Annotated in this window: 16 protein-coding genes, 2 tRNA genes and 1 other RNA gene; 10 read left to right on the top strand and 9 right to left on the bottom strand. The window is 56.2% G+C overall.

All coding sequences use genetic code 11. The features are described from left to right. The first annotated feature begins 41 nt into the window (after nt 1-41). Nucleotides 42-1,448, top strand: a complete 1,407-nt coding sequence (locus FHC52_RS07070) for a YchO/YchP family invasin (protein ID WP_220419989.1) — start codon at nt 42-44, stop codon at nt 1,446-1,448. Nucleotides 1,449-1,451: 3 nt separating this feature from the next. Here FHC52_RS07070 and narL read toward each other — a convergent pair whose 3' ends face one another. Both narL and narX read right to left on the bottom strand, forming a co-directional pair. After that, a complete protein-coding gene (narL, locus tag FHC52_RS07075) occupies nt 1,452-2,102 on the bottom strand; it encodes a two-component system response regulator NarL (RefSeq protein WP_008499531.1) in 651 nt (216 codons plus the stop codon). After that, the gene (gene narX / locus FHC52_RS07080) at nt 2,095-3,891 is read right to left on the bottom strand and encodes a nitrate/nitrite two-component system sensor histidine kinase NarX (protein ID WP_126288946.1); all 1,797 of its coding nucleotides are present in this window, start codon (nt 3,889-3,891) and stop codon (nt 2,095-2,097) included. The genes narL and narX overlap by 8 nt, the downstream gene beginning before the upstream one ends. Nucleotides 3,892-4,200: 309 nt before the next feature. Between narX and FHC52_RS07085 the strand changes: the two genes are divergently transcribed. The 5 genes from FHC52_RS07085 (at nt 4,201) to narI (ending at nt 12,636) form a co-directional block, all read left to right on the top strand. Continuing rightward, nucleotides 4,201-5,598: a NarK family nitrate/nitrite MFS transporter gene (locus FHC52_RS07085; protein WP_008499533.1), complete on the top strand. Its 1,398-nt coding sequence runs from the start codon at nt 4,201-4,203 to the stop codon at nt 5,596-5,598. A 378-nt stretch (nt 5,599-5,976) separates the two neighbouring features. Continuing rightward, nucleotides 5,977-9,720 (top strand): nitrate reductase subunit alpha, encoded by a 3,744-nt coding sequence (locus FHC52_RS07090; RefSeq protein ID WP_023344353.1) that lies wholly within the window; start codon nt 5,977-5,979, stop codon nt 9,718-9,720. After that, nucleotides 9,717-11,252: a nitrate reductase subunit beta gene (gene narH, locus FHC52_RS07095; RefSeq protein WP_021240341.1), complete on the top strand. Its 1,536-nt coding sequence runs from the start codon at nt 9,717-9,719 to the stop codon at nt 11,250-11,252. Before FHC52_RS07090 ends, narH begins: the two co-directional genes overlap by 4 nt. After that, a complete protein-coding gene (narJ, locus tag FHC52_RS07100) occupies nt 11,249-11,959 on the top strand; it encodes a nitrate reductase molybdenum cofactor assembly chaperone (RefSeq protein WP_008503001.1) in 711 nt (236 codons plus the stop codon). The genes narH and narJ overlap by 4 nt, the downstream gene beginning before the upstream one ends. Further along, nucleotides 11,959-12,636 (top strand): respiratory nitrate reductase subunit gamma, encoded by a 678-nt coding sequence (gene narI, locus FHC52_RS07105; protein ID WP_021240339.1) that lies wholly within the window; start codon nt 11,959-11,961, stop codon nt 12,634-12,636. The genes narJ and narI overlap by 1 nt, the downstream gene beginning before the upstream one ends. Here narI and FHC52_RS07110 read toward each other — a convergent pair. Next, on the bottom strand, nt 12,633-13,529 hold the full coding sequence (locus FHC52_RS07110; RefSeq protein ID WP_126288986.1) for a DMT family transporter: 897 nt from the start codon (nt 13,527-13,529) through the stop codon (nt 12,633-12,635). The two genes, narI and FHC52_RS07110, sit on opposite strands and share 4 nt — an antisense overlap. 107 nt (nt 13,530-13,636) lie before the next feature. Here FHC52_RS07110 and FHC52_RS07115 point away from each other — a divergent pair, with 107 nt between their 5' ends. Continuing rightward, the gene (locus FHC52_RS07115) at nt 13,637-14,080 is read left to right on the top strand and encodes an Lrp/AsnC family transcriptional regulator (protein WP_126288950.1); all 444 of its coding nucleotides are present in this window, start codon (nt 13,637-13,639) and stop codon (nt 14,078-14,080) included. A gap of 77 nt (nt 14,081-14,157) precedes the next feature. Here FHC52_RS07115 and FHC52_RS07120 read toward each other — a convergent pair. The 5 genes from FHC52_RS07120 to FHC52_RS07140 form a co-directional block, all read right to left on the bottom strand. Further along, nucleotides 14,158-14,288: non-coding RNA, RtT sRNA (locus tag FHC52_RS07120), on the bottom strand. A 45-nt stretch (nt 14,289-14,333) separates the two neighbouring features. Continuing rightward, a tRNA-Tyr gene (locus tag FHC52_RS07125) sits at nt 14,334-14,418 on the bottom strand. Between the two features lie 35 nt (nt 14,419-14,453). Then, a tRNA-Tyr gene (locus FHC52_RS07130) sits at nt 14,454-14,538 on the bottom strand. Between the two features lie 158 nt (nt 14,539-14,696). Continuing rightward, nucleotides 14,697-15,539, bottom strand: a complete 843-nt coding sequence (gene purU / locus FHC52_RS07135; RefSeq protein ID WP_021240336.1) for a formyltetrahydrofolate deformylase — start codon at nt 15,537-15,539, stop codon at nt 14,697-14,699. Between the two features lie 46 nt (nt 15,540-15,585). After that, entirely contained in the window at nt 15,586-16,044 is a 459-nt protein-coding gene (locus tag FHC52_RS07140; protein ID WP_032623056.1) for a YchJ family protein, read from the bottom strand. Nucleotides 16,045-16,158: 114 nt separating this feature from the next. On the opposite strand from FHC52_RS07140, the gene rssA reads away from it, so the two are divergent. The 3 genes from rssA (at nt 16,159) to galU (ending at nt 19,275) form a co-directional block, all read left to right on the top strand. After that, nucleotides 16,159-17,061: a patatin-like phospholipase RssA gene (rssA, locus tag FHC52_RS07145; protein WP_021240334.1), complete on the top strand. Its 903-nt coding sequence runs from the start codon at nt 16,159-16,161 to the stop codon at nt 17,059-17,061. A 91-nt stretch (nt 17,062-17,152) separates the two neighbouring features. Continuing rightward, nucleotides 17,153-18,166 (top strand): two-component system response regulator RssB, encoded by a 1,014-nt coding sequence (gene rssB / locus FHC52_RS07150; RefSeq protein WP_021240333.1) that lies wholly within the window; start codon nt 17,153-17,155, stop codon nt 18,164-18,166. Between the two features lie 200 nt (nt 18,167-18,366). After that, nucleotides 18,367-19,275, top strand: a complete 909-nt coding sequence (gene galU / locus FHC52_RS07155) for a UTP--glucose-1-phosphate uridylyltransferase GalU (RefSeq protein ID WP_008502780.1) — start codon at nt 18,367-18,369, stop codon at nt 19,273-19,275. Nucleotides 19,276-19,476: 201 nt separating this feature from the next. Here the strand turns inward: galU and hns are convergent, their stop codons facing one another. After that, nucleotides 19,477-19,890, bottom strand: coding sequence for a histone-like nucleoid-structuring protein H-NS (gene hns, locus FHC52_RS07160; RefSeq protein WP_008502781.1), 414 nt, complete (start codon nt 19,888-19,890; stop codon nt 19,477-19,479). Nucleotides 19,891-20,270 lie beyond the last annotated feature (380 nt).

Below are 20,270 nucleotides of genomic sequence, written 5' to 3' on the forward strand. Positions count from 1 at the left end.
AAGAGTTTATTCATAAACACAGGTTCTTATTGACGACGTTGATGGCTGTATCGTCCCGCATTCGTTTGCTGTTTTTACTCCCCCTTCTTACGGCCGGAGCCGTTCACGGTGCGCCGAATTCCTTTATGCATCAGGCGCAGCACCCCTTTGATAATAATGGGGATAGTCTGCCCGATCTCGGCCTGGCGGCGCCAACGGGCGAAGGGGAGAAACACCTCGCCGAAATGGCGAAAGCCTTCGGTGAAGCCAGCATGACCGACAACGGGCTGACGACCGGCGAGCAGGCGCGTCAGTTTGCCTTTGGTCAGATGCGCGACGCGGTAAGCGGGGAAGTGAACCAGCAGATTGAGTCCTGGCTGTCGCCCTGGGGAAACGCCAGCGTGAACGTGCTGGTGGATAACGACGGCAAATTTAACGGCAGCAGCGGGAGCTGGTTTATCCCGTGGAATGATACTAACCGCTACCTCAGCTGGAGCCAGCTTGGCCTGACGCAGCAGACGGATGGCCTGGTCAGTAACGCCGGAATCGGTCAGCGCTGGGTCGCCGGGAAATGGCTGCTGGGCTACAACACCTTTTACGATAATCTTCTGGATGAAAACCTGCAGCGTGCCGGGCTGGGAGCGGAAGCGTGGGGGGAAAATCTTCGCCTTTCAGCGAACTACTATCAGCCCTTTGCCGGATGGCGCGCGCGATCTGACGTTCAGGAGCAGCGCATGTCGCGCGGATATGACGTGACCGCTAAAGCCTGGCTGCCGTGGTTTCATCACCTGAACACCAGCGTTAGCGTTGAGCAGTACTTTGGCGATAACGTTGACCTGTTCAACAGTGGAACCGGGTACCACAACCCGGTTGCGGTCAATCTGGGGCTTAACTATACCCCCGTTCCGCTGGTCACGTTGACCGCCGGGCACAAGCAGGGCGAAAGCGGCGAGAGCCAGAATAACCTTGGACTGAAGCTCAACTACCGCTTTGGCGTGCCGCTGGCTAAGCAGCTTTCCGCCGATGAGGTTGCCGCGACGCGATCCCTGCGCGGCAGCCGCTACGATTCACCGGAGCGCACTAGCCTGCCGGTGATGGAGTTCCGCCAGCGTAAAACGCTGTCCGTCTGGCTGGCCACGCCGCCGTGGGATCTGAAAGGGGGCGAGACCGTTATGCTGAAGCTGCAGGTTCGCAGCACGCACGGCATCCGTCAGATCCACTGGCAGGGGGATACGCAGGCATTGAGCCTGACGTCGCCGGCCAAAAGTAACAGCGCAGACGGCTGGAGCGTGATTATACCTGCCTGGAATGAACAGGAAGGTGCGACAAACCGCTGGCACCTCTCGGCGGTGGTAGAAGATGAGAAAGGCCAGCGCGTCTCGTCCAATGAGATCACGCTTGCTGTGGTGCAGCCGCTGGTCGCATTGCCTGATGACGACCCGCGCTGGAAGCTGCTGCCGGAGGAGTAATCCTTAAAAAATGCGTTCCTGATGCACCCACACGGCGGCTTCAACGCGAGATTTTAACTTCATTTTCTTCAGCATATGCTTCACGTGCACTTTGACCGTGCTTTCGGTGATGTCCAGGCGGCGAGCGATCATTTTGTTCGGCAGGCCCTGGGCAATGAGCTTGAGAATATCGCGCTCGCGCGGCGTGAGCTGGCTGACGTCGCGGTCAGAGGTGGCGCGGTTAGCCCGCAGGCTGGCGGCCAGCACCGGCGTTAAGGCTTCGCTCAATACCATCTCGCCCGCCGCTGCCTGCTGTAGCGCCTTAAGCAGATCTTCCGGCTCCATGTCTTTCAGCAGATAGCCATCCGCCCCGCGCTTCAGCGCCGTGACCACATCCTCTTCATGGTTCGACACGCTAAAGACGACGATGCGTCCGGAAAGCGATTTTTCCCGCAGCTTGTCGAGGGTCTCCAGTCCGTTCATGCCCGGCATATTCAGATCGAGCAGGATCAGATCGGGATCGAGGGATTCGGCAAGCTCAATGCCCTGTTCGCCGTTGCTGGCTTCGCCCACCACGGTGATATCGGGCGCCATGCTGACCAGCTGTTTCACGCCAGTACGCAGCATCGGATGGTCGTCGATCAACAGGATGGATGCCGGTTCCTGATTAGTCATGGGTATCTCCTTGAGCAGTTGTAAGCGGTTTCTCGGGAATAAAGGTGACGACAACTTCCGTGCCGCCCGTCTCTCTCCGGCGAACCTGGCAATCACCGCGCAGGCTTTGGGCGCGGTCTCGCATAATGATTAAACCATAGTGGTTAGTGCGTTCGGCATTTTCCGGCACGCCGCGGCCGTTATCGTGAACCGTCAGTTTCACCTGATTGCCGTGCTGGCTGACGGTGACCGTGACCGCCGTTGCTTCAGCGTGTTTAAGCACGTTGCTCAGCGCTTCGCGGGCGATCTGCAGTAAATGTATGGCCTGATGGGAGGGGACAAAGCGCGGCGGCAGCTGGTAATCCAGCTTCACCGGGAACCCCAGCCGGGCGCTAAATTCGTGACAGCTGGATTCCAGCGCCGGGCGCAGGCCCGGCTCGGTCAACTGCAGACGGAAGGTGGTCAGCAGCTCGCGCAGCTGCACCCAGGAGGTGTTCAGCTCGTTGCGGATCTGGCTGAGCAGCTGCTTGTTGCTGTCGGGCATCTCTGCATCCTGCATCTGCAGGCAGCTCACCTGCATTTTCATACAGGAAAGCGACTGGGCGATGGAGTCGTGCAGCTCGCGGGCGATGGTCGCGCGCTCTTCCATGACGATCAGCTGCTGCTGTTTTTCCTGATGCCTGTCGAGCGCCAGCGTGGCCGTCAGCTGTTCAACCAGCGTATCCACCAGCTGCTGCTGGTCGTGGCTCAGGTGGCGTCCGGTTGGCAGGGTGGCCAGCAGAATGCCGTACTGAGTGTGGCTATCCGTCAGGCGCCACTTCAGGGTCGTGCCGCCGGAGGTCAGCGGCGGCAGGCCGCGAGGGCAAAGATGGCAGCCTTTGTCATCGCAGGACATATCGGACTGACAGGTAAATTCCTGGTGGTTCTCTTCGTCTTCCACATCGTAGACCCGCAGCTCCAGATCGCGCAGCAGGGTCAGCGTTTGCAGGCCATTCAGCACCGGTGAGAGACGTTCACATAGCGGCACCTGCATGTGCAAGCGACGGTTGGCCTGCCAGAGGAAAGAGAGGATCTCGTTTTTCTGCTCCAGCCCGGCCGTTTTTTCCTGTACGCGCTGCTCCAGCACCGCGTAGCTCTCGGAGAGCTCTGCCGACATGGTATTGAGTGCCTGGCCGAGCATGGCCATCTCGTTGCGCCCGCTGATGTGCGTGCGCTGGGTAAAATCGCGTGCGGTGACCGCGCGGGCCATCGCCAGCAGCTGTTTCCAGGGATTCAGCAGACGCGCGCGGAGCCAGACGATGGTGAAGATCAGCAGCAGCCCCATAAACAGCGCCATGGCCCGGTGCACCATCACCACCCGGTCGATGCGTAATTCGGTCGTCTGGTCGAACGCGGAGACCAGCGCGTCAATGCGGGAGACAAACCCCGCCACGTCCTGGGCAACGGCTTCTGTACTGCGCGCCTGTTTCAGGCCTGGCTGCAGCTGGGTGTGCCAGTACCCCTGAAGGGCGTTCAACTGGGATTGCTGACCGGCACGGATGGCGGCATTTTCCAGCTCGGGGCTGAACGCCGTGCGCTCCATTTCATCGATTAAAGGTCGATCGTCCTGCGTCAGCGGAACCGCCGCCAGCAGACGGTAACTCTGCATGCGTAGCGAGCCTGCCTCGTTGATGGCATGCGCATTACCCTGTACCCCTTGTACCAGCCAGCCGGAGATCGCCATGCCGGTCACGCCGATGGCGGTGGACAGCAAAACAATCAGGGCGAGCTGATTCACGAGCGTTAGCGGAGATAAGCATCTTTTTAACATAGAGTGGGCGTGCTCCTGACGTGGCCTGCTTGCAGGAATGGCGCTATTCTGGTGCATACCCTGGAGTATACCCATACCAATAAAGGATTACCCCTAAATTGCCAACGGAGTAGGGGGAAAGAGGTGGGCGCTGCAGGGAACCGTCAGTGCCGTGAAAAACCACGTCTTTTTTACCGAATTAGCCTACTCACTAAGGATGAGGCCTTATTTTACGCCGCAAATCCTCCCACTTTTCCTTTGATTTATATCAACTTACCGCCGCCCTAAAACCCTAATGTTTGCAGCATCATTCGAGAATCAGAGGTGTCTATGAGTCACTCATCCGCTCCCGAAAGGGAAAATGGTGCCGTTATTACTGACTGGCGTCCAGAGGATCCGGCGTTCTGGCAACAGCGCGGCCATCGTGTAGCAAGCCGGAATCTGTGGATTTCCGTGCCGTGCTTGTTGTTAGCGTTTTGCGTGTGGATGTTGTTTAGCGCGGTGGCGGTAAACCTGCCCAAAGTCGGGTTTACGTTCACAACCGATCAGCTGTTTATGCTGACCGCGCTGCCGTCGCTGTCAGGCGCGCTGCTGCGCGTCCCTTACGCGTTTATGGTGCCGGTCTTCGGCGGCCGTCGCTGGACGGCGTTCAGTACGGGCATCATGATCGTCCCATGCGTGTGGCTCGGCTTCGCGGTGCAGGATACCTCCACGCCGTTCAGCGTGTTCGTGATTATCTCCCTGCTGTGCGGCTTTGCCGGGGCGAACTTCGCCTCCAGCATGGCGAACATCAGCTTCTTCTTCCCGAAAGCGAAGCAGGGCGGCGCGCTGGGGATTAACGGCGGTCTGGGCAATATGGGCGTGAGCGTGATGCAGCTGATCGCGCCCCTGGCGATCTCGGTCTCCATTTTTGCAGCCTTTGGCGGCGGTGGCGTTGAGCAGGCGGATGGTTCTTCCCTCTATCTGCAAAACGCAGCGTGGATCTGGGTGCCGTTCCTCGTGATCTTCACCCTTGCAGCCTGGTTCTTTATGAATGACCTGTCCGCGTCGAAGGCGTCGCTGAGTGAACAGCTGCCGGTGCTGAAGCGTGGACACCTCTGGGTGATGGCGCTGCTGTATCTGGCGACCTTCGGTTCGTTTATCGGCTTCTCGGCGGGCTTCGCGATGCTGTCGAAAACGCAGTTCCCGGACGTGCAGATCCTGCAATTCGCCTTCTTCGGCCCGTTTATTGGCGCCCTGGCGCGTTCGCTGGGCGGCATGATCTCCGACCGTCTGGGCGGGACCCGCGTGACGCTGGTTAACTTCGTCGTGATGGCAGTCTTCTGTGCGCTGCTGTTCCTGACGCTGCCTGCTGACGGACAGGGCGGGAGCTTCATCGCCTTCTTCGGCGTGTTTATGGTGCTGTTCCTGACGGCCGGGCTGGGGAGTGCGTCTACCTTCCAGATGATCTCCGTGATCTTCCGTAAGCTGACGATGGACCGCGTGAAGGCGCAGGGCGGAAGCGAAGAGCAGGCGATGCGTGAAGCGGCAACGGATACAGCTGCAGCACTGGGCTTTATCTCTGCGATTGGCGCAATTGGCGGCTTCTTTATTCCGAAAGCGTTCGGCATCTCACTGGATCTGACCGGCTCTCCGGCGGGTGCAATGAAGGTCTTCCTCATCTTCTATATCGCCTGCGTTGTGATTACGTGGCTGGTATATGGCCGTAATACCAAAAAAAATAAGTAAGTGTGATTATCCGTTTACGCGGCCTTCGGGCCGCGTTTTTTTTGGCCAAAATAGTTACAACATACTGAAAACCCTGCTGAGGAAATCCGCAGGCAACACTGTGATTGCCATCGCTTTCCAGGGCGCTCTACCCCTTAATACCTGAGATGTTAAATTTTGCCTGGTCTTTTGTAGGATGAAATTGAAATGACTTTATATTTCATATAGATATGAAATTTATAAAGATACCGCTTTGGTGGTATTCGGTGTAATCCCTCGCCTGAAAGTCCCTCGTCGTCTTGATCGTTATCAATTCTCCCTCTCTTTCAGGGCGTTACCTTCGCTGCAAATCAGCAATGTCGATTTAGAGAGCCACAGGCTCCATACAGGAGATACCCGATGAGCAAGTTTTTGGACCGGTTTCGCTACTTCAAGCAGAAGGGCGAAACGTTTGCCGATGGGCACGGCCAGGTTCTGGATACCAACCGGGACTGGGAAGACGGTTACCGCCAGCGCTGGCAGCATGACAAAGTCGTCCGTTCTACCCACGGCGTAAACTGCACTGGCTCATGTAGCTGGAAGATTTTCGTTAAAAACGGTCTGGTGACCTGGGAAATGCAGCAGACCGACTATCCGCGCACCCGTCCGGATATGCCGAACCATGAACCGCGCGGCTGCCCGCGCGGCGCCAGCTACTCCTGGTATCTCTACAGCGCCAACCGTCTCAAATATCCGCTGATGCGTAAACGCCTGATGAAAATGTGGCGTGAAGCGAAAGTGCAGCACAGCGATCCGGTTGATGCGTGGGCATCCATCATCGAGGACGCCGACAAAGCGAAAAGCTTCAAGCAGGCGCGCGGTCGCGGTGGTTTCGTTCGCTCTTCCTGGAAAGAGGTGAACGAGCTGATTGCGGCCTCCAACGTCTACACCGTGAAAACCTACGGTCCTGACCGCGTGGCAGGCTTCTCGCCAATCCCGGCGATGTCGATGGTCTCTTACGCTTCCGGCGCGCGCTATCTCTCCTTAATCGGCGGTACCTGCCTGAGCTTCTACGACTGGTACTGCGACCTGCCGCCGGCGTCTCCACAGACCTGGGGCGAACAGACCGACGTACCGGAGTCCGCCGACTGGTACAACTCCAGCTACATCATCGCCTGGGGCTCAAACGTGCCGCAGACCCGTACGCCGGACGCGCACTTCTTTACCGAAGTCCGTTACAAAGGCACCAAAACCGTGGCGGTGACCCCGGACTACGCCGAAATCGCCAAGCTGTGCGACCTGTGGCTGGCACCGAAACAGGGTACCGATGCCGCGATGGCGATGGCGATGGGCCACGTCATGCTGCGTGAGTTCCATCTTGATAAGCCAAGCCAGTACTTCACCGACTACGTCCGCCGCTACACCGACATGCCGATGCTGGTGATGCTCGAAGAACGTGACGGTTACTATGCCGCTGGCCGCACGCTGCGCGCTGCCGATCTGGTAGATGCCTTGGGTCAGGAAAATAATCCTGAGTGGAAAACCGTCGCGTATAACAGCAACGGCGAGCTGGTGGCGCCAAACGGCTCTATCGGCTTCCGCTGGGGCGAGAAGGGCAAGTGGAACCTTGAGCAGCGTAACGGCACGACCGGCGAAGAGACGGAACTGCGTCTGAGCATGCTGGGTAGCCAGGACGAGATTGCTGAAGTGGGCTTCCCGTACTTTGGCGGCGAAGGTTCCGAGCACTTCAACAAGGTTGAGCTGAAAAACGTGCTGATGCACAAGCTGCCGGTGAAACGCCTGCAGCTGGCCGACGGGACTACCGCGCTGGTCACCACCGTCTATGACCTGACCATGGCGAACTACGGCCTGGAACGCGGTCTGGGTGATGAAAACTGCGCAACCGGCTATGACGACGTGAAGGCTTATACCCCGGCATGGGCGGAGCAGATCACCGGCGTTCCACGCGCGCAGATCGTGCGTATCGCCCGCGAGTTTGCGGAAAACGCCGACAAGACTCACGGTCGCTCCATGATCATCGTCGGTGCGGGTCTTAATCACTGGTATCACCTCGATATGAACTACCGAGGTTTGATCAACATGCTGATCTTCTGCGGCTGCGTCGGCCAGAGCGGCGGCGGCTGGGCGCACTACGTGGGTCAGGAAAAACTGCGTCCGCAGACCGGCTGGCAGCCGCTGGCGTTTGCCCTTGACTGGCAGCGTCCGGCACGCCACATGAACAGCACCTCCTACTTCTATAACCACTCCAGCCAGTGGCGTTACGAGACGGTCACCGCGCAGGAGCTGCTGTCGCCGATGGCGGATAAATCCCGCTACAGCGGCCATCTGATTGACTTCAACGTCCGTGCCGAGCGTATGGGCTGGCTGCCGTCGGCGCCGCAGCTGGGCACGAACCCGCTGCGCATTGCACAAGAGGCCAAGAAAGCGGGCATGTCACCGGTGGATTACACCGTGCAATCCCTGAAGGATGGCTCAATCCGCTTTGCGGCAGAACAGCCGGAAAACGGTAAAAACCACCCGCGCAACCTGTTCATCTGGCGCTCCAACCTGCTGGGCTCGTCCGGTAAAGGCCACGAGTACATGCTGAAGTACCTGCTCGGTACCGAAAACGGTATCCAGGGGAAAGATCTCGGCAAGCAGGGCGGCGTGAAGCCGGAAGAGGTGGAGTGGAAAGACAACGGTCTCGACGGCAAGCTGGATCTGGTGGTGACCCTCGACTTCCGTCTGTCCAGCACCTGCCTGTACTCCGACATCGTGCTGCCTACCGCCACCTGGTACGAAAAAGACGACATGAATACCTCGGATATGCATCCGTTTATTCATCCGCTGTCTGCGGCCGTTGACCCGGCGTGGGAATCGAAAAGCGACTGGGAAATCTACAAAGACATCGCGAAGACCTTCTCCGAAGTCTGCGTGGGGCACCTTGGCAAAGAGACCGACGTGGTAACGCTGCCCATCCAGCACGACTCCGCTGCCGAACTGGCACAGCCGCTGGACGTGAAGGACTGGAAAAAAGGCGAATGCGACCTGATCCCGGGCGTGACCGCACCGCACATCATTCCGGTTGAACGTGACTACCCGGCAACCTACGAGCGCTTTACCTCTATCGGCCCGCTGATGGAGAAAATCGGCAACGGCGGGAAAGGGATCGCCTGGAACACCCAGAGCGAAATGGATCTGCTGCGCAAGCTCAACTACACCAAAGCGGACGGCCCGGCGAAAGGCCAGCCCATGCTGAACACGGCGATTGATGCGGCAGAGATGATCCTGACCCTGGCCCCGGAAACCAACGGCCACGTCGCGGTGAAGGCCTGGGCGGCGCTGAGCGAGTTCACCGGTCGCGACCATACGCATCTGGCGACGAATAAAGAGGAAGAGAAAATCCGCTTCCGCGATATTCAGGCCCAGCCGCGCAAGATTATCTCCAGCCCGACCTGGTCAGGTCTGGAAGACGAGCATGTGTCCTATAACGCGGGCTACACCAACGTTCACGAGCTGATCCCATGGCGCACCCTGTCCGGCCGCCAGTCGCTGTATCAGGACCACCAGTGGATGCGCGACTTCGGTGAAAGCCTGCTGGTGTACCGTCCGCCTATCGACACCCGCTCCGTGAAAGCGGTAATGGGCGCGAAGTCGAACGGTAACCCGGAGAAGGCGCTGAACTTCCTGACGCCGCACCAGAAGTGGGGGATCCACTCCACCTACAGCGACAACCTGCTGATGCTGACCCTGTCGCGCGGCGGTCCGATTGTCTGGATGAGCGAAACGGATGCCAAAGATCTGGGTATTGAAGATAACGACTGGATTGAAGTGTTTAACAGCAACGGTGCCCTGACGGCGCGTGCGGTGGTGAGCCAGCGCGTACCGGCCGGGATGACCATGATGTACCACGCGCAGGAACGTATCGTGAACCTGCCGGGGTCAGAGATCACCGAGCAGCGCGGTGGGATCCACAACTCCGTGACCCGCATTACGCCGAAGCCGACCCACATGATCGGTGGCTATGCGCAGCTGGCCTACGGCTTTAACTACTACGGCACCGTAGGATCGAACCGCGATGAGTTCGTGGTGGTACGTAAGATGAAGAATATTAACTGGTTAGACGGCGAAGGTAATGACCAGGTACAGGAGAGCGTAAAATGAAAATTCGTTCACAAGTCGGCATGGTGCTGAATCTGGATAAATGCATCGGCTGCCATACCTGCTCGGTCACCTGTAAAAACGTCTGGACTAGTCGCGAAGGTATGGAATACGCCTGGTTCAACAACGTGGAAAGCAAGCCGGGCACCGGCTTCCCGACCGACTGGGAAAACCAGGAGAAGTGGAAGGGCGGCTGGATCCGCAAAATCAACGGCAAGCTGCAGCCGCGCATGGGTAACCGCGCTTGGCTTCTGGGAAAAATCTTTGCTAACCCGCACCTGCCGGGCATCGAGGATTACTACGAGCCGTTTGACTACGACTACCAGAATCTGCACAACGCGCCGGAAGGTAAACACCAGCCGATCGCCCGTCCCCGCTCGCTGATCACCGGTCAGCGCATGGACAAAATTACCAGCGGTCCAAACTGGGAGGAGATTCTGGGCGGCGAGTTCGAAAAACGCGCCAAAGACCAGAACTTCGAGAACATGCAGAAGGCGATGTACGGCCAGTTCGAAAACACCTTCATGATGTATCTGCCGCGCCTGTGCGAGCACTGCCTTAACCCGGCGTGCGTGGCGACCTGCCCGAGCGGCGCCATCTACAAGCGTGAAGAAGACGGCATCGTGCTGATCGACCAGGACAAGTGCCGCGGCTGGCGCATGTGCATCACCGGCTGCCCGTACAAAAAGATCTACTTCAACTGGAAGAGCGGCAAGTCCGAGAAGTGCATCTTCTGCTACCCGCGTATCGAAGCCGGTATGCCGACCGTCTGTTCCGAAAGCTGCGTAGGCCGTATTCGCTACCTCGGCGTGCTGCTGTACGACGCGGACGCGATTGAAAACGCCGCGAGCACCGAGAACGAGAAGGATCTGTATCAGCGTCAGCTGGACGTGTTCCTCGACCCGAACGATCCGAAAGTGATTGAGCAGGCGCTGAAAGACGGCATTCCGCAGAGCGTGATTGACGCCGCGCAGCAGTCTCCGGTGTACAAAATGGCGATGGACTGGAAGCTGGCCCTGCCGCTGCATCCGGAATACCGCACGCTGCCGATGGTCTGGTACGTGCCGCCGCTGTCGCCGATTCAGTCTGCCGCTGACGCGGGTGAGCTGGGCAGCAACGGCATTCTGCCGGACGTGGAGAGCCTGCGTATTCCGGTGCAGTACCTGGCCAACCTGCTGACCGCAGGGGATACCCAGCCCGTACTGCTGGCGCTGAAGCGTATGCTGGCGATGCGCCACTTCAAGCGTGCCGAAACCGTGGACGGCGTAACCGACACCCGCGCGCTGGAAGAGGTCGGTCTGACCGAAGCGCAGGCGCAGGAAATGTACCGCTATCTGGCGATTGCCAACTACGAAGACCGTTTCGTGGTGCCGAGCAGCCACCGTGAGCTGGCCCGCGAGGCCTTCCCGGAGAAAAACGGCTGTGGCTTTACCTTTGGCGACGGCTGCCACGGGTCAGACAGCAAATTCAACCTGTTCAACAGCCGCCGCATCGACGCCATGGATGTGACCAGTAAAACGGAGCCGCACTCATGATTGAACTCGTCATTGTTTCGCGTCTGCTCGAGTACCCGGATGCTGCGCTGGCGCAGCACCAGCAGGAACTTTTTGATGCGCTTGCGGCATCTGAAAACCTGGATAAAGAAGATGCCCAGAAGCTGGGCGTTTTCCTCCGTGACCTGCTGGCGCGCGATCTTCTTGATGCGCAGGCGGACTACAGTCAGCTGTTTGATCGGGGGCGTGCGACCTCGCTGCTGCTGTTCGAACACGTTCACGGTGAATCCCGCGACCGCGGTCAGGCGATGGTTGACCTGATGGCACAGTACGAGCAGCACGGCCTGCAGCTCGACAGCCGCGAGCTGCCGGATCACCTGCCGCTCTATCTGGAATATCTGGCGCAGCTGCCAAAAGAAGAGGCGCTGGGCGGTCTGCAGGACATCGCGCCGATCCTGGCGCTGCTCGGCGCGCGTCTTCAGCAGCGTGAGAGCCGCTACGCGGTGCTGTTCGATCTGCTGGTGAAGCTCGCCAACGCCTCTGTCGACAGTGAAAAAGTGGCGGAGAAAATCGCCGATGAGGCCCGTGACGATACGCCACAGGCGCTGGATGCGGTCTGGGAAGAAGAGCAGGTCAAATTCTTTGCTGACCAGAACTGCGGCGAGTCTGAAATCGCTGCTCACCAGCGCCGTTTTGCCGGCGCGGTTGCCCCGCAATATTTGAATATCTCTAACGGAGGACGGCACTAATGCACTTCCTGAATATGTTCTTCTTTGACATTTACCCGTATATCGCGGGCACCGTGTTCCTGGTGGGAAGCTGGCTGCGTTACGATTATGGCCAGTACACCTGGCGTGCCGCCTCCAGCCAGATGCTGGACCGCAAGGGGATGCACGTGGCGTCTAACCTGTTCCACATCGGGATTCTGGGCATTTTTGCCGGTCACTTCCTCGGGATGCTGACGCCGCACTGGATGTATGAAGCGTGGCTGCCGATTGAGGTGAAGCAGAAGATGGCGATGATCGCGGGCGGTGCCTGCGGCGTGATGACCCTTGTTGGCGGCCTGCTGCTGCTCAAGCGTCGTCTGTTCAGCCCGCGCGTGCGTGCCACCACAACCGCAGCGGATATCCTGATCCTCTCCCTGCTGATGGTACAGTGCGCGCTGGGTCTGCTGACCATTCCGTTCTCGGCGCAGCATATGGACGGAAGCGAAATGATGAAGCTGGTCGGCTGGGCGCAGTCCGTGGTGACCTTCCACGGCGGAGCATCTGAGCACCTGGACGGCGTGGCGTTTATCTTCCGCGTTCACCTGGTGCTGGGGATGACGCTGTTTGTGCTGTTCCCGTTCTCCCGCCTGGTCCACATCTGGAGCGCGCCGGTGGAGTACCTGACGCGCAAATACCAGATTGTACGCGCCCGTCGCTAATTCGCCGTTTTGATACTAACCCCGCACTCGCGGGGTTTTTTTTCGCCCCAGCCCAGGTTGTTGCCCGCGGCAGCAAACAGGATCAGCGCGCCGCCCGCCAGCTGCGTCAGATTAAGCGCGTGTCCGAACACCAGATTATCGACAACAATCGCCACCACCGGATAGATAAACGACAGGGAGCCGGTGATGGGCGTAGGCAGCTTCTGAATTGCGCTGTAGAGCAGCTGGTACATAATGCCGGTATGGACAATGCCGAGCGTCAGCAGCATCGGCCAGGGGAAATCACCGGAAAATGACGGCAGGCTGGCAAACGGCAAAAGCATCACGACGCCGGTCAGCACCTGGATAAAGGCAATATGCTGCGGTGCGATTGTTTTCAGTTTGCGCGCAATGATTGCCGTCAGCGCGTAGAAGAAGGCCGCGGCCATGGCCAAACCTATTCCGGTGAGCCATTCGCTGCCATGCGCGCCGGTCAGCTCGCTGGAGAGCAGGATCACCACGCCGCCAAAGGCGAGGAATAGCCAGCCCCATTTCACCAGGCTGACGCGTTCGCCCAGAAACATCCCCATCAAGACCAGCATAAAAGGCTGGGTGTTATAGACCACGGTTGAAAGACCAATTGAGATGCGCTCATAGGCCGCGAAGAGCAGCAGCCAGTTCACCACGAGCGCCACGCCGCCAAGAATAGCCAGCAGCAGCGTGGTGCGGGTGAGGGGGCTGAAGGGCTTTTGACTTGCCCGGATAAAAATAAATAGCGCCATAGCCCCGATAAGACAGCGCCAGAACACCACTTCCGTCACCGGCAGACCGGAGAGCAAAACAAACGCGCCGATAGAGCCGGAAATTAACATCGCCAGGCTCATTTGCCACACGCCTTTATGGAAATCACGCATCATCCACCTCCTGATTAATGACGCTATTGTCGAAAATCGCTGTCGGGTTTTACAGGGGTGAGATAAGGTTGAAAAGGTAAATAACTTTTTAAAATTAGGTGAAAAGAATGGAATGCCTTATCGATGATATCGACCGACAAATTTTAGCCTGTCTGGTTGAGGATGCGCGCATGTCGTTGAAGGTGCTCAGCGGCCGCATCGGTCTGACGTCCCCCAGTACGGCAGAGCGCCTGAAGCGGCTGGAAGAGCGCGGTGTGATTCAGGGTTATGGTGCACGGGTGAATCTGGCGGCGCTGGGGTATACGCTGCAGGCGCTGGTGCGCGTACGGCCGTTGCCAGGGCTGCTGCATAAGGTGGATAAGTATATTCAGGCGATGCCGGAGTGTATTGAGAGCGACAAAGTGACCGGGGAAGATTGCTTTGTGATTAGGCTGGTGGTGCGATCGATAGAGCAACTGGATGCGCTGCTGGACGGTCTGGCAGAGCATGCTCACTGTAATACGTCGATTGTGAAGAGTTCGCCGGTCAGGCGTCGCTTGCCTCCGATGTAGGTTTCTGTCGCCGGGTGGCGGCTGCGCCTTACCCGGCCTACAAGGGCGGACTCGGTTTTTTTATGTTGGGGAAGTGATGGTGGTGGGGGAAGGATGACCCGGCGCATTGCGCCTCGCCCTTCGGGTCGTTGCCTTCGGCAACGCTTTCTCGCTGCGCTCGAATCGAACCTTAGTCGAAGCTTCTCTTCCTTCCCCGTTACCGAAATGCATGATGCCCGGTGCGAACAGAAGATTTGGAGTTATTTGAAAGTGATGGTGGTGGGGGAAGGATTCGAACCTTCGAAGTCGATGACGGCAGATTTACAGTCTGCTCCCTTTGGCCGCTCGGGAACCCCACCAGGGGTAATTCAAATTTTGAGGTCGTGCTGAGAGATGGTGGTGGGGGAAGGATTCGAACCTTCGAAGTCGATGACGGCAGATTTACAGTCTGCTCCCTTTGGCCGCTCGGGAACCCCACCACGGGGTAATGCTTTTTTACTGGCCTGCTTCCTGCTGGAAGCGGGGCGCATCATATCAAATGAGACGCCCCTGTAAAGCTTTCCTTTAGGGAAACGAAGTTGTTTGCCTGCTTTTTATCCGTAAAGGCGCAAAGCTAATCAATTCATTTTCCGAAAGATTAAAGAATGATGGTTCTGTTGCCGTAAACGAAGACACGCTGGGCCAGTACCTGATACAGCGCGCGGCTTAACACATTCTTCTCAACGTCACGCCCTGCACGCATCATGTCCTCAGCGGTGTAAGTGTGATCCACATGAATCACGTCCTGCATGATGATGGGACCTTCGTCCAGATTGTCATTCACGTAGTGGGCTGTCGCGCCGATGATCTTCACGCCGCGCTCGTACGCCTGGTGGTATGGACGCGCACCAATAAAGGCCGGCAGGAACGAGTGGTGGATGTTGATGATCTTGTTCGGGAAACGCGCCACGAAAGACGGCGTTAACACGCGCATGTATTTCGCCAGCACCACGTAGTCCGGGTTATGCGCTTCAATGGCCTGCGCCATCAGGTCGTCGTGTTCTTCACGCGTATGGCCTTCATGGCTAACCAGCTCGAACGGAATATCAAAGCGCTCGACCAGCGAGCGCAACGTCTCATGGTTGCCAATAACTGCCGCAATTTCGACATCCAGACCGCCGTAGTTGGCTTTCATCAGCAGGTCGCCCAGACAATGTGCTTCTTTGGTCACCAGGATCACGATGCGGCGTCGGCCCGCAGGGGTCAGCTCGCGCACGGAACCTTCCGGAAGCGCGCTGTCCAGATCGGCCAGCAGGGTGGTGTCGTTGAAAATACCTTCCAGTTCGGTACGCATGAAGAAGCGGCCGGTACGGTGGTCAACGAACTCGTTGTTCTGCACGATATTCAGTTCATGCTTGTAGCAAATGTTGGTAATTCGTGCGATCAGCCCTTTTTGATCGGGACAGATGGTGCGCAGAACTTTACGTTGTAATGATTGCATCGCCGGGAAATCCTGTTTGTATTTGCGAAGTCTGGGTTGTCAGGCATTACTGCCCACAACACTTTTTAAATTTTTTACCTGAACCACACGGGCAGGGATCGTTACGACCAAACTGTGGACGCGTTCCGTCAATATAATACCATTGCCCACGTTCCTTTAAGAACCGGGAACGCTCGATAATGGCGCCAGGCTTAGCGTTCTCGGTAAAACGGGCAACAAAGCTGACGTAACCTTCATCTTCATGACTGCCTGGAGAGGATTCATAGACGGTGAGGCCGAGCCACTGCGTGTTCGCAAACCCGGCTTCGATGTCCTGTTTGAAATCGGCTGCGTGGCAGGATGGATGCCAAGTTTTAATCAGGTAGTCTGCGTCTTTGATCACAAAAGCAGTGTACCGTGAACGCATAAGGTGTGACGGGTCTGGTGCAACCTGATCGCCAGAAAGATATCGCTGGCAACATAGGCTATACTCCAGAGCGCTACCACAAGGGCAGAGTTGAGACACGATTCTCTTCCTGGAACAAAAAATAAAGGCGTAAAACGCTTCGGGTAGCACTATGTTAACTGAGGCGTTGCGTTGATGCCATGTCAGGAATCCAGGGGACGTAAAACAGGACTAATGAGAAAGGTTAAAATTGGGCTGGCGCTGGGTTCAGGTGCCGCCCGGGGATGGTCACACATCGGCGTGATTAATGCCTTAAATCAGATGGGCATTACTGTCGATATTGTTGCAGGGTGCTCAATCGGATCGCTTGTCGGCTCCGCTTACGCGTGCGGAAAGCTACCGGAGCTCGAGACGTGGGTGCGCTCCTTCAGCTACTGGGACGTGCTGCGTCTGATGGACCTCTCCTGGCAGCGTGGTGGACTGCTGCGCGGCGAACGCGTCTTTAATCAGTTCCGCCAGGTTATGCCCCTCGAAGACTTCACTGATTGTCAGATGCCTTTCGGCGCCGTCGCGACGAACCTCAGTACAGGTCGCGAACTCTGGCTAACCGAAGGGGATATCCATCTTGCCGTGCGTGCCTCCTGCAGTATGCCGGGACTCATGGCGCCTGTCCCACACAACGGTTACTGGCTTGTCGATGGTGGCGTCGTTAACCCGGTTCCCATCTCTCTGACGCGTGCAATGGGTGCTGACATCGTGATTGCCGTCGACCTGCAGCACGACGCCCACCTGATGCAACAGGATCTCATGCCGGTCAACCTCCAGAGCGAAGATGCTGAGGGCGAGAAACTGGCCTGGCACGAGCGCCTGCGCGGAAGAATCGGGCGTATGACCGCACGTCGTTCGGTTGCTGCGCCGACGGCGATAGAAATCATGACCACATCAATTCAGGTACTCGAGAATCGCCTTAAACGTAACCGTATGGCAGGCGATCCTCCGGATATTCTTATTCAGCCGTACTGTCCGCAAATCTCTACTCTTGATTTCCATCGGGCTGAGGCCGCCATCGCAGCGGGCTCGTTAGCCGTCGAAAAGAAAATGGACGAATTGTTGCCTTTTGTGCAAACCGCACGTTAAGCACCTTTTTTTGACTACTTCAGCAAAATCTGACAGGCGATAGTGCCGATCGCATGCCACTATTTAGTTACTGTCAGCCAGGGGAGGAACCATGACGCAGCCATTGGCCGGAAAACACATTTTGATTGTTGAAGACGAGCCCGTTTTCCGATCGCTACTGGATTCGTGGTTATCCTCGCTGGGCGCAATGACGTCACTGGCTGAAGATGGCATCGACGCCCTGGAAAAAATGATCAGCATTACGCCCGATTTGATGATTTGCGACATTGCGATGCCGCGCATGAATGGACTGAAGCTGGTTGAGCATCTGCGTAACGAAGGCAATCAGACGCCGATTCTGGTGATCTCTGCCACCGAAAACATGGCGGATATCGCAAAAGCATTACGTCTAGGGGTACAGGATATTCTGCTTAAACCGGTTAAAGATTTGAACCGGCTGCGAGAAACGGTCTTAGCGTGCCTTTATCCGAATATGTTTAATTCCCGGGTAGAGGAAGAGGAACGTCTTTTCCAGGACTGGGACGCGCTGGTGAGTAATCCGCCTGCTGCGGCGAAACTGTTGCAAGAACTCCAGCCGCCCGTCCAGCAAACTATTTCCCACTGTCGCGTAAATTATCGGCAGCTGGTGGCCGCTGACCAGCCTGGGCTGGTGCTGGATATTGCGCCACTGTCAGATTCTGACCTTGCGTTTTATTCCCTGGATGTCACCCGGGCGGGGGATAACGGTGTATTAGCGGCGTTGCTTCTTCGTGCGCTATTTAATGGTTTGTTGCAGGAACAGTTATCCCATCAGGGACAACGGTTGCCGGAGTTAGGCAGTTTACTCAAACAGGTAAACCAGCTTTTTCGTCAGGCCAATTTGCCTGGGCAGTTTCCGCTATTGGTCGGCTATTACCACAGCGGTTTAAAAAATCTGATCCTCGTTTCAGCCGGTCTCAATGCATCACTGAATACCGGTGAACACCATATTCAGGTGAGTAACGGTGTACCGCTTGGGACGTTGGGAACGGCGTATCTTAATCAAATTAGCCACCGCTGTTCCTCGTGGCAGTGCCAAATTTGGGGCGCCGGGGGGCGGCTACGCTTAATGTTGTCCACGGAATAAGCAATTGGATCGTCATTTTAAGATTGCTTTACCTGTGTTTTGCGGGGAGTGCTACTATCGCTGCCCGGTTTCATGCGTATTTATCCTAATTGATCGGCAACGCGTTCTTTTCAGACCCGGACTGCGGGGCGAGACTGATATACTCAACGCGTTATTTATTGCATAAAAGTTCAAAACTTGAACAGCTCAGGAGAATTTGAATGGCTGCCCTAAATTCGAAAGTCAGAAAGGCCGTTATCCCGGTAGCGGGATTGGGGACCAGGATGTTACCAGCAACCAAGGCGATTCCTAAAGAGATGCTGCCTCTGGTTGATAAGCCATTAATCCAGTATGTCGTGAATGAATGTATCGCAGCCGGCATTACTGAAATTGTGCTGGTTACGCATTCATCTAAAAACTCTATCGAAAACCATTTCGATACAAGCTTTGAACTTGAAGCCATGCTGGAAAAGCGCGTTAAGCGTCAGCTGTTAGAAGAAGTTCAGTCTATTTGCCCTCCACACGTCACCATTATGCAGGTTCGTCAGGGGCTGGCGAAAGGTCTGGGCCACGCTGTTATGTGCGCACACCCAGTCGTGGGTGATGAGCCTGTAGCGGTAATTCTGCCTGACGTTATTCTGGACGAATACGAATCCGATCTTTCTCAGGATAACCTGGCTGAAATGATCAAGCGTTTCGACGAAACCGGCAGCAGCCAGATTATGGTTGAGCCTGTTGAAGACGTAACGGCATACGGTGTGGTTGACTGCAAAGGCGTTAACCTTGAGCCGGGTGAGAGTGTGCCAATGGTTGGCGTCGTAGAGAAGCCTAAAGCTGACGTAGCGCCTTCAAACCTTGCCGTTGTAGGTCGCTATGTCCTGAGTGCTGAAATCTGGCCTCTGCTGGCTAAAACGCCTCCAGGAGCGGGTGATGAGATCCAGCTGACGGATGCCATCGATATGCTGATCGAGAAAGAGACCGTTGAGGCCTACCATATGAAAGGTAAGAGCCATGACTGCGGTAATAAGCTCGGTTATATGCAGGCGTTTGTTGAATATGGTATCCGCCACAATACCCTCGGCGAAGAATTTAAAACCTGGCTCAAAGAGAGCGTAGGTATTAAGAAATAAGCCACCGCTGCAAATGTTCAAACCGGTGAGGCGTTGCCCACCGGTTTTTTTATGCCCGTAACACTCCCGAAAACCTGTCTTAAAGTACAGTCGATGAAATTGCTAAATAATGCTTTATGACAGAGTGTAAGAGGATGTTTGCGACAAATTTAGGTTAAAAAAAATCCCGCAATAAGCGGGATTTTTCTGAATAAGGCTCGATTAATCCTTGATCAGGAAGTCGTCCAGCTGTTTACCTTGCTCATCCATCGCTTTCTTGATAACAGCAGGAGTACGACCCTGGCCAGTCCAGGTTTTAGTTTCGCCGTTCTCATCAACGTAGCTATATTTAGCAGGACGGGCAGCACGCTTTGCTTTAGTACCGGTTTTAGCGGCAGCCATGCTGTTCAGCAATTCATTTGGATCGATACCATCAGCAATCAGCATTTCACGATATTGCTGCAGTTTACGAGTACGTTCTTCGATTTCAGCCGCAGCAGCGCTTTCTTCTTCGCGACGTTCATTAACTACAACTTCTAATTTTTCCAGCATTTCTTCAAGCGTTTCGAGGGTGCATTCTCTTGCCTGCGCACGAAGAGTACGGATGTTGTTCAGAATTTTAAGTGCTTCGCTCATTGTAGTAATCTCAAACTTATAATGGGGGGTGGTTTGTTGACCTAATAATAGAGCCATAAATTCAGTTGTGCAATAGCCAGGAATGTAAGGAATTCAAAAAATACTAAATATTGCCGCTATTATTAATTACGCTAACTTAAATTCCGCCAACCAGCAGTCTCGGTTGTTATCATCTGAGCATGCTAAAACAGGCCGCCTGCATCTTTTTTTTGTGACATTTCCCGCAGGAATTATAGTTGCGGCGGAGAAATATCAGCCTTTTGTATTAGGGAAGGTGCGAACAAGTCCCTGATATGAGATCATGTTTGTCATCTGGAGCCATGGAACAGGGTTCATCATGAGTCATCAACTTACCTTCGCCGACAGTGAATTCAGCAGTA

The organism is Enterobacter sp. EC_64, assembly GCF_019584165.1.
GTDB classification, from domain to species: Bacteria; Pseudomonadota; Gammaproteobacteria; order Enterobacterales; family Enterobacteriaceae; genus Enterobacter; species Enterobacter roggenkampii.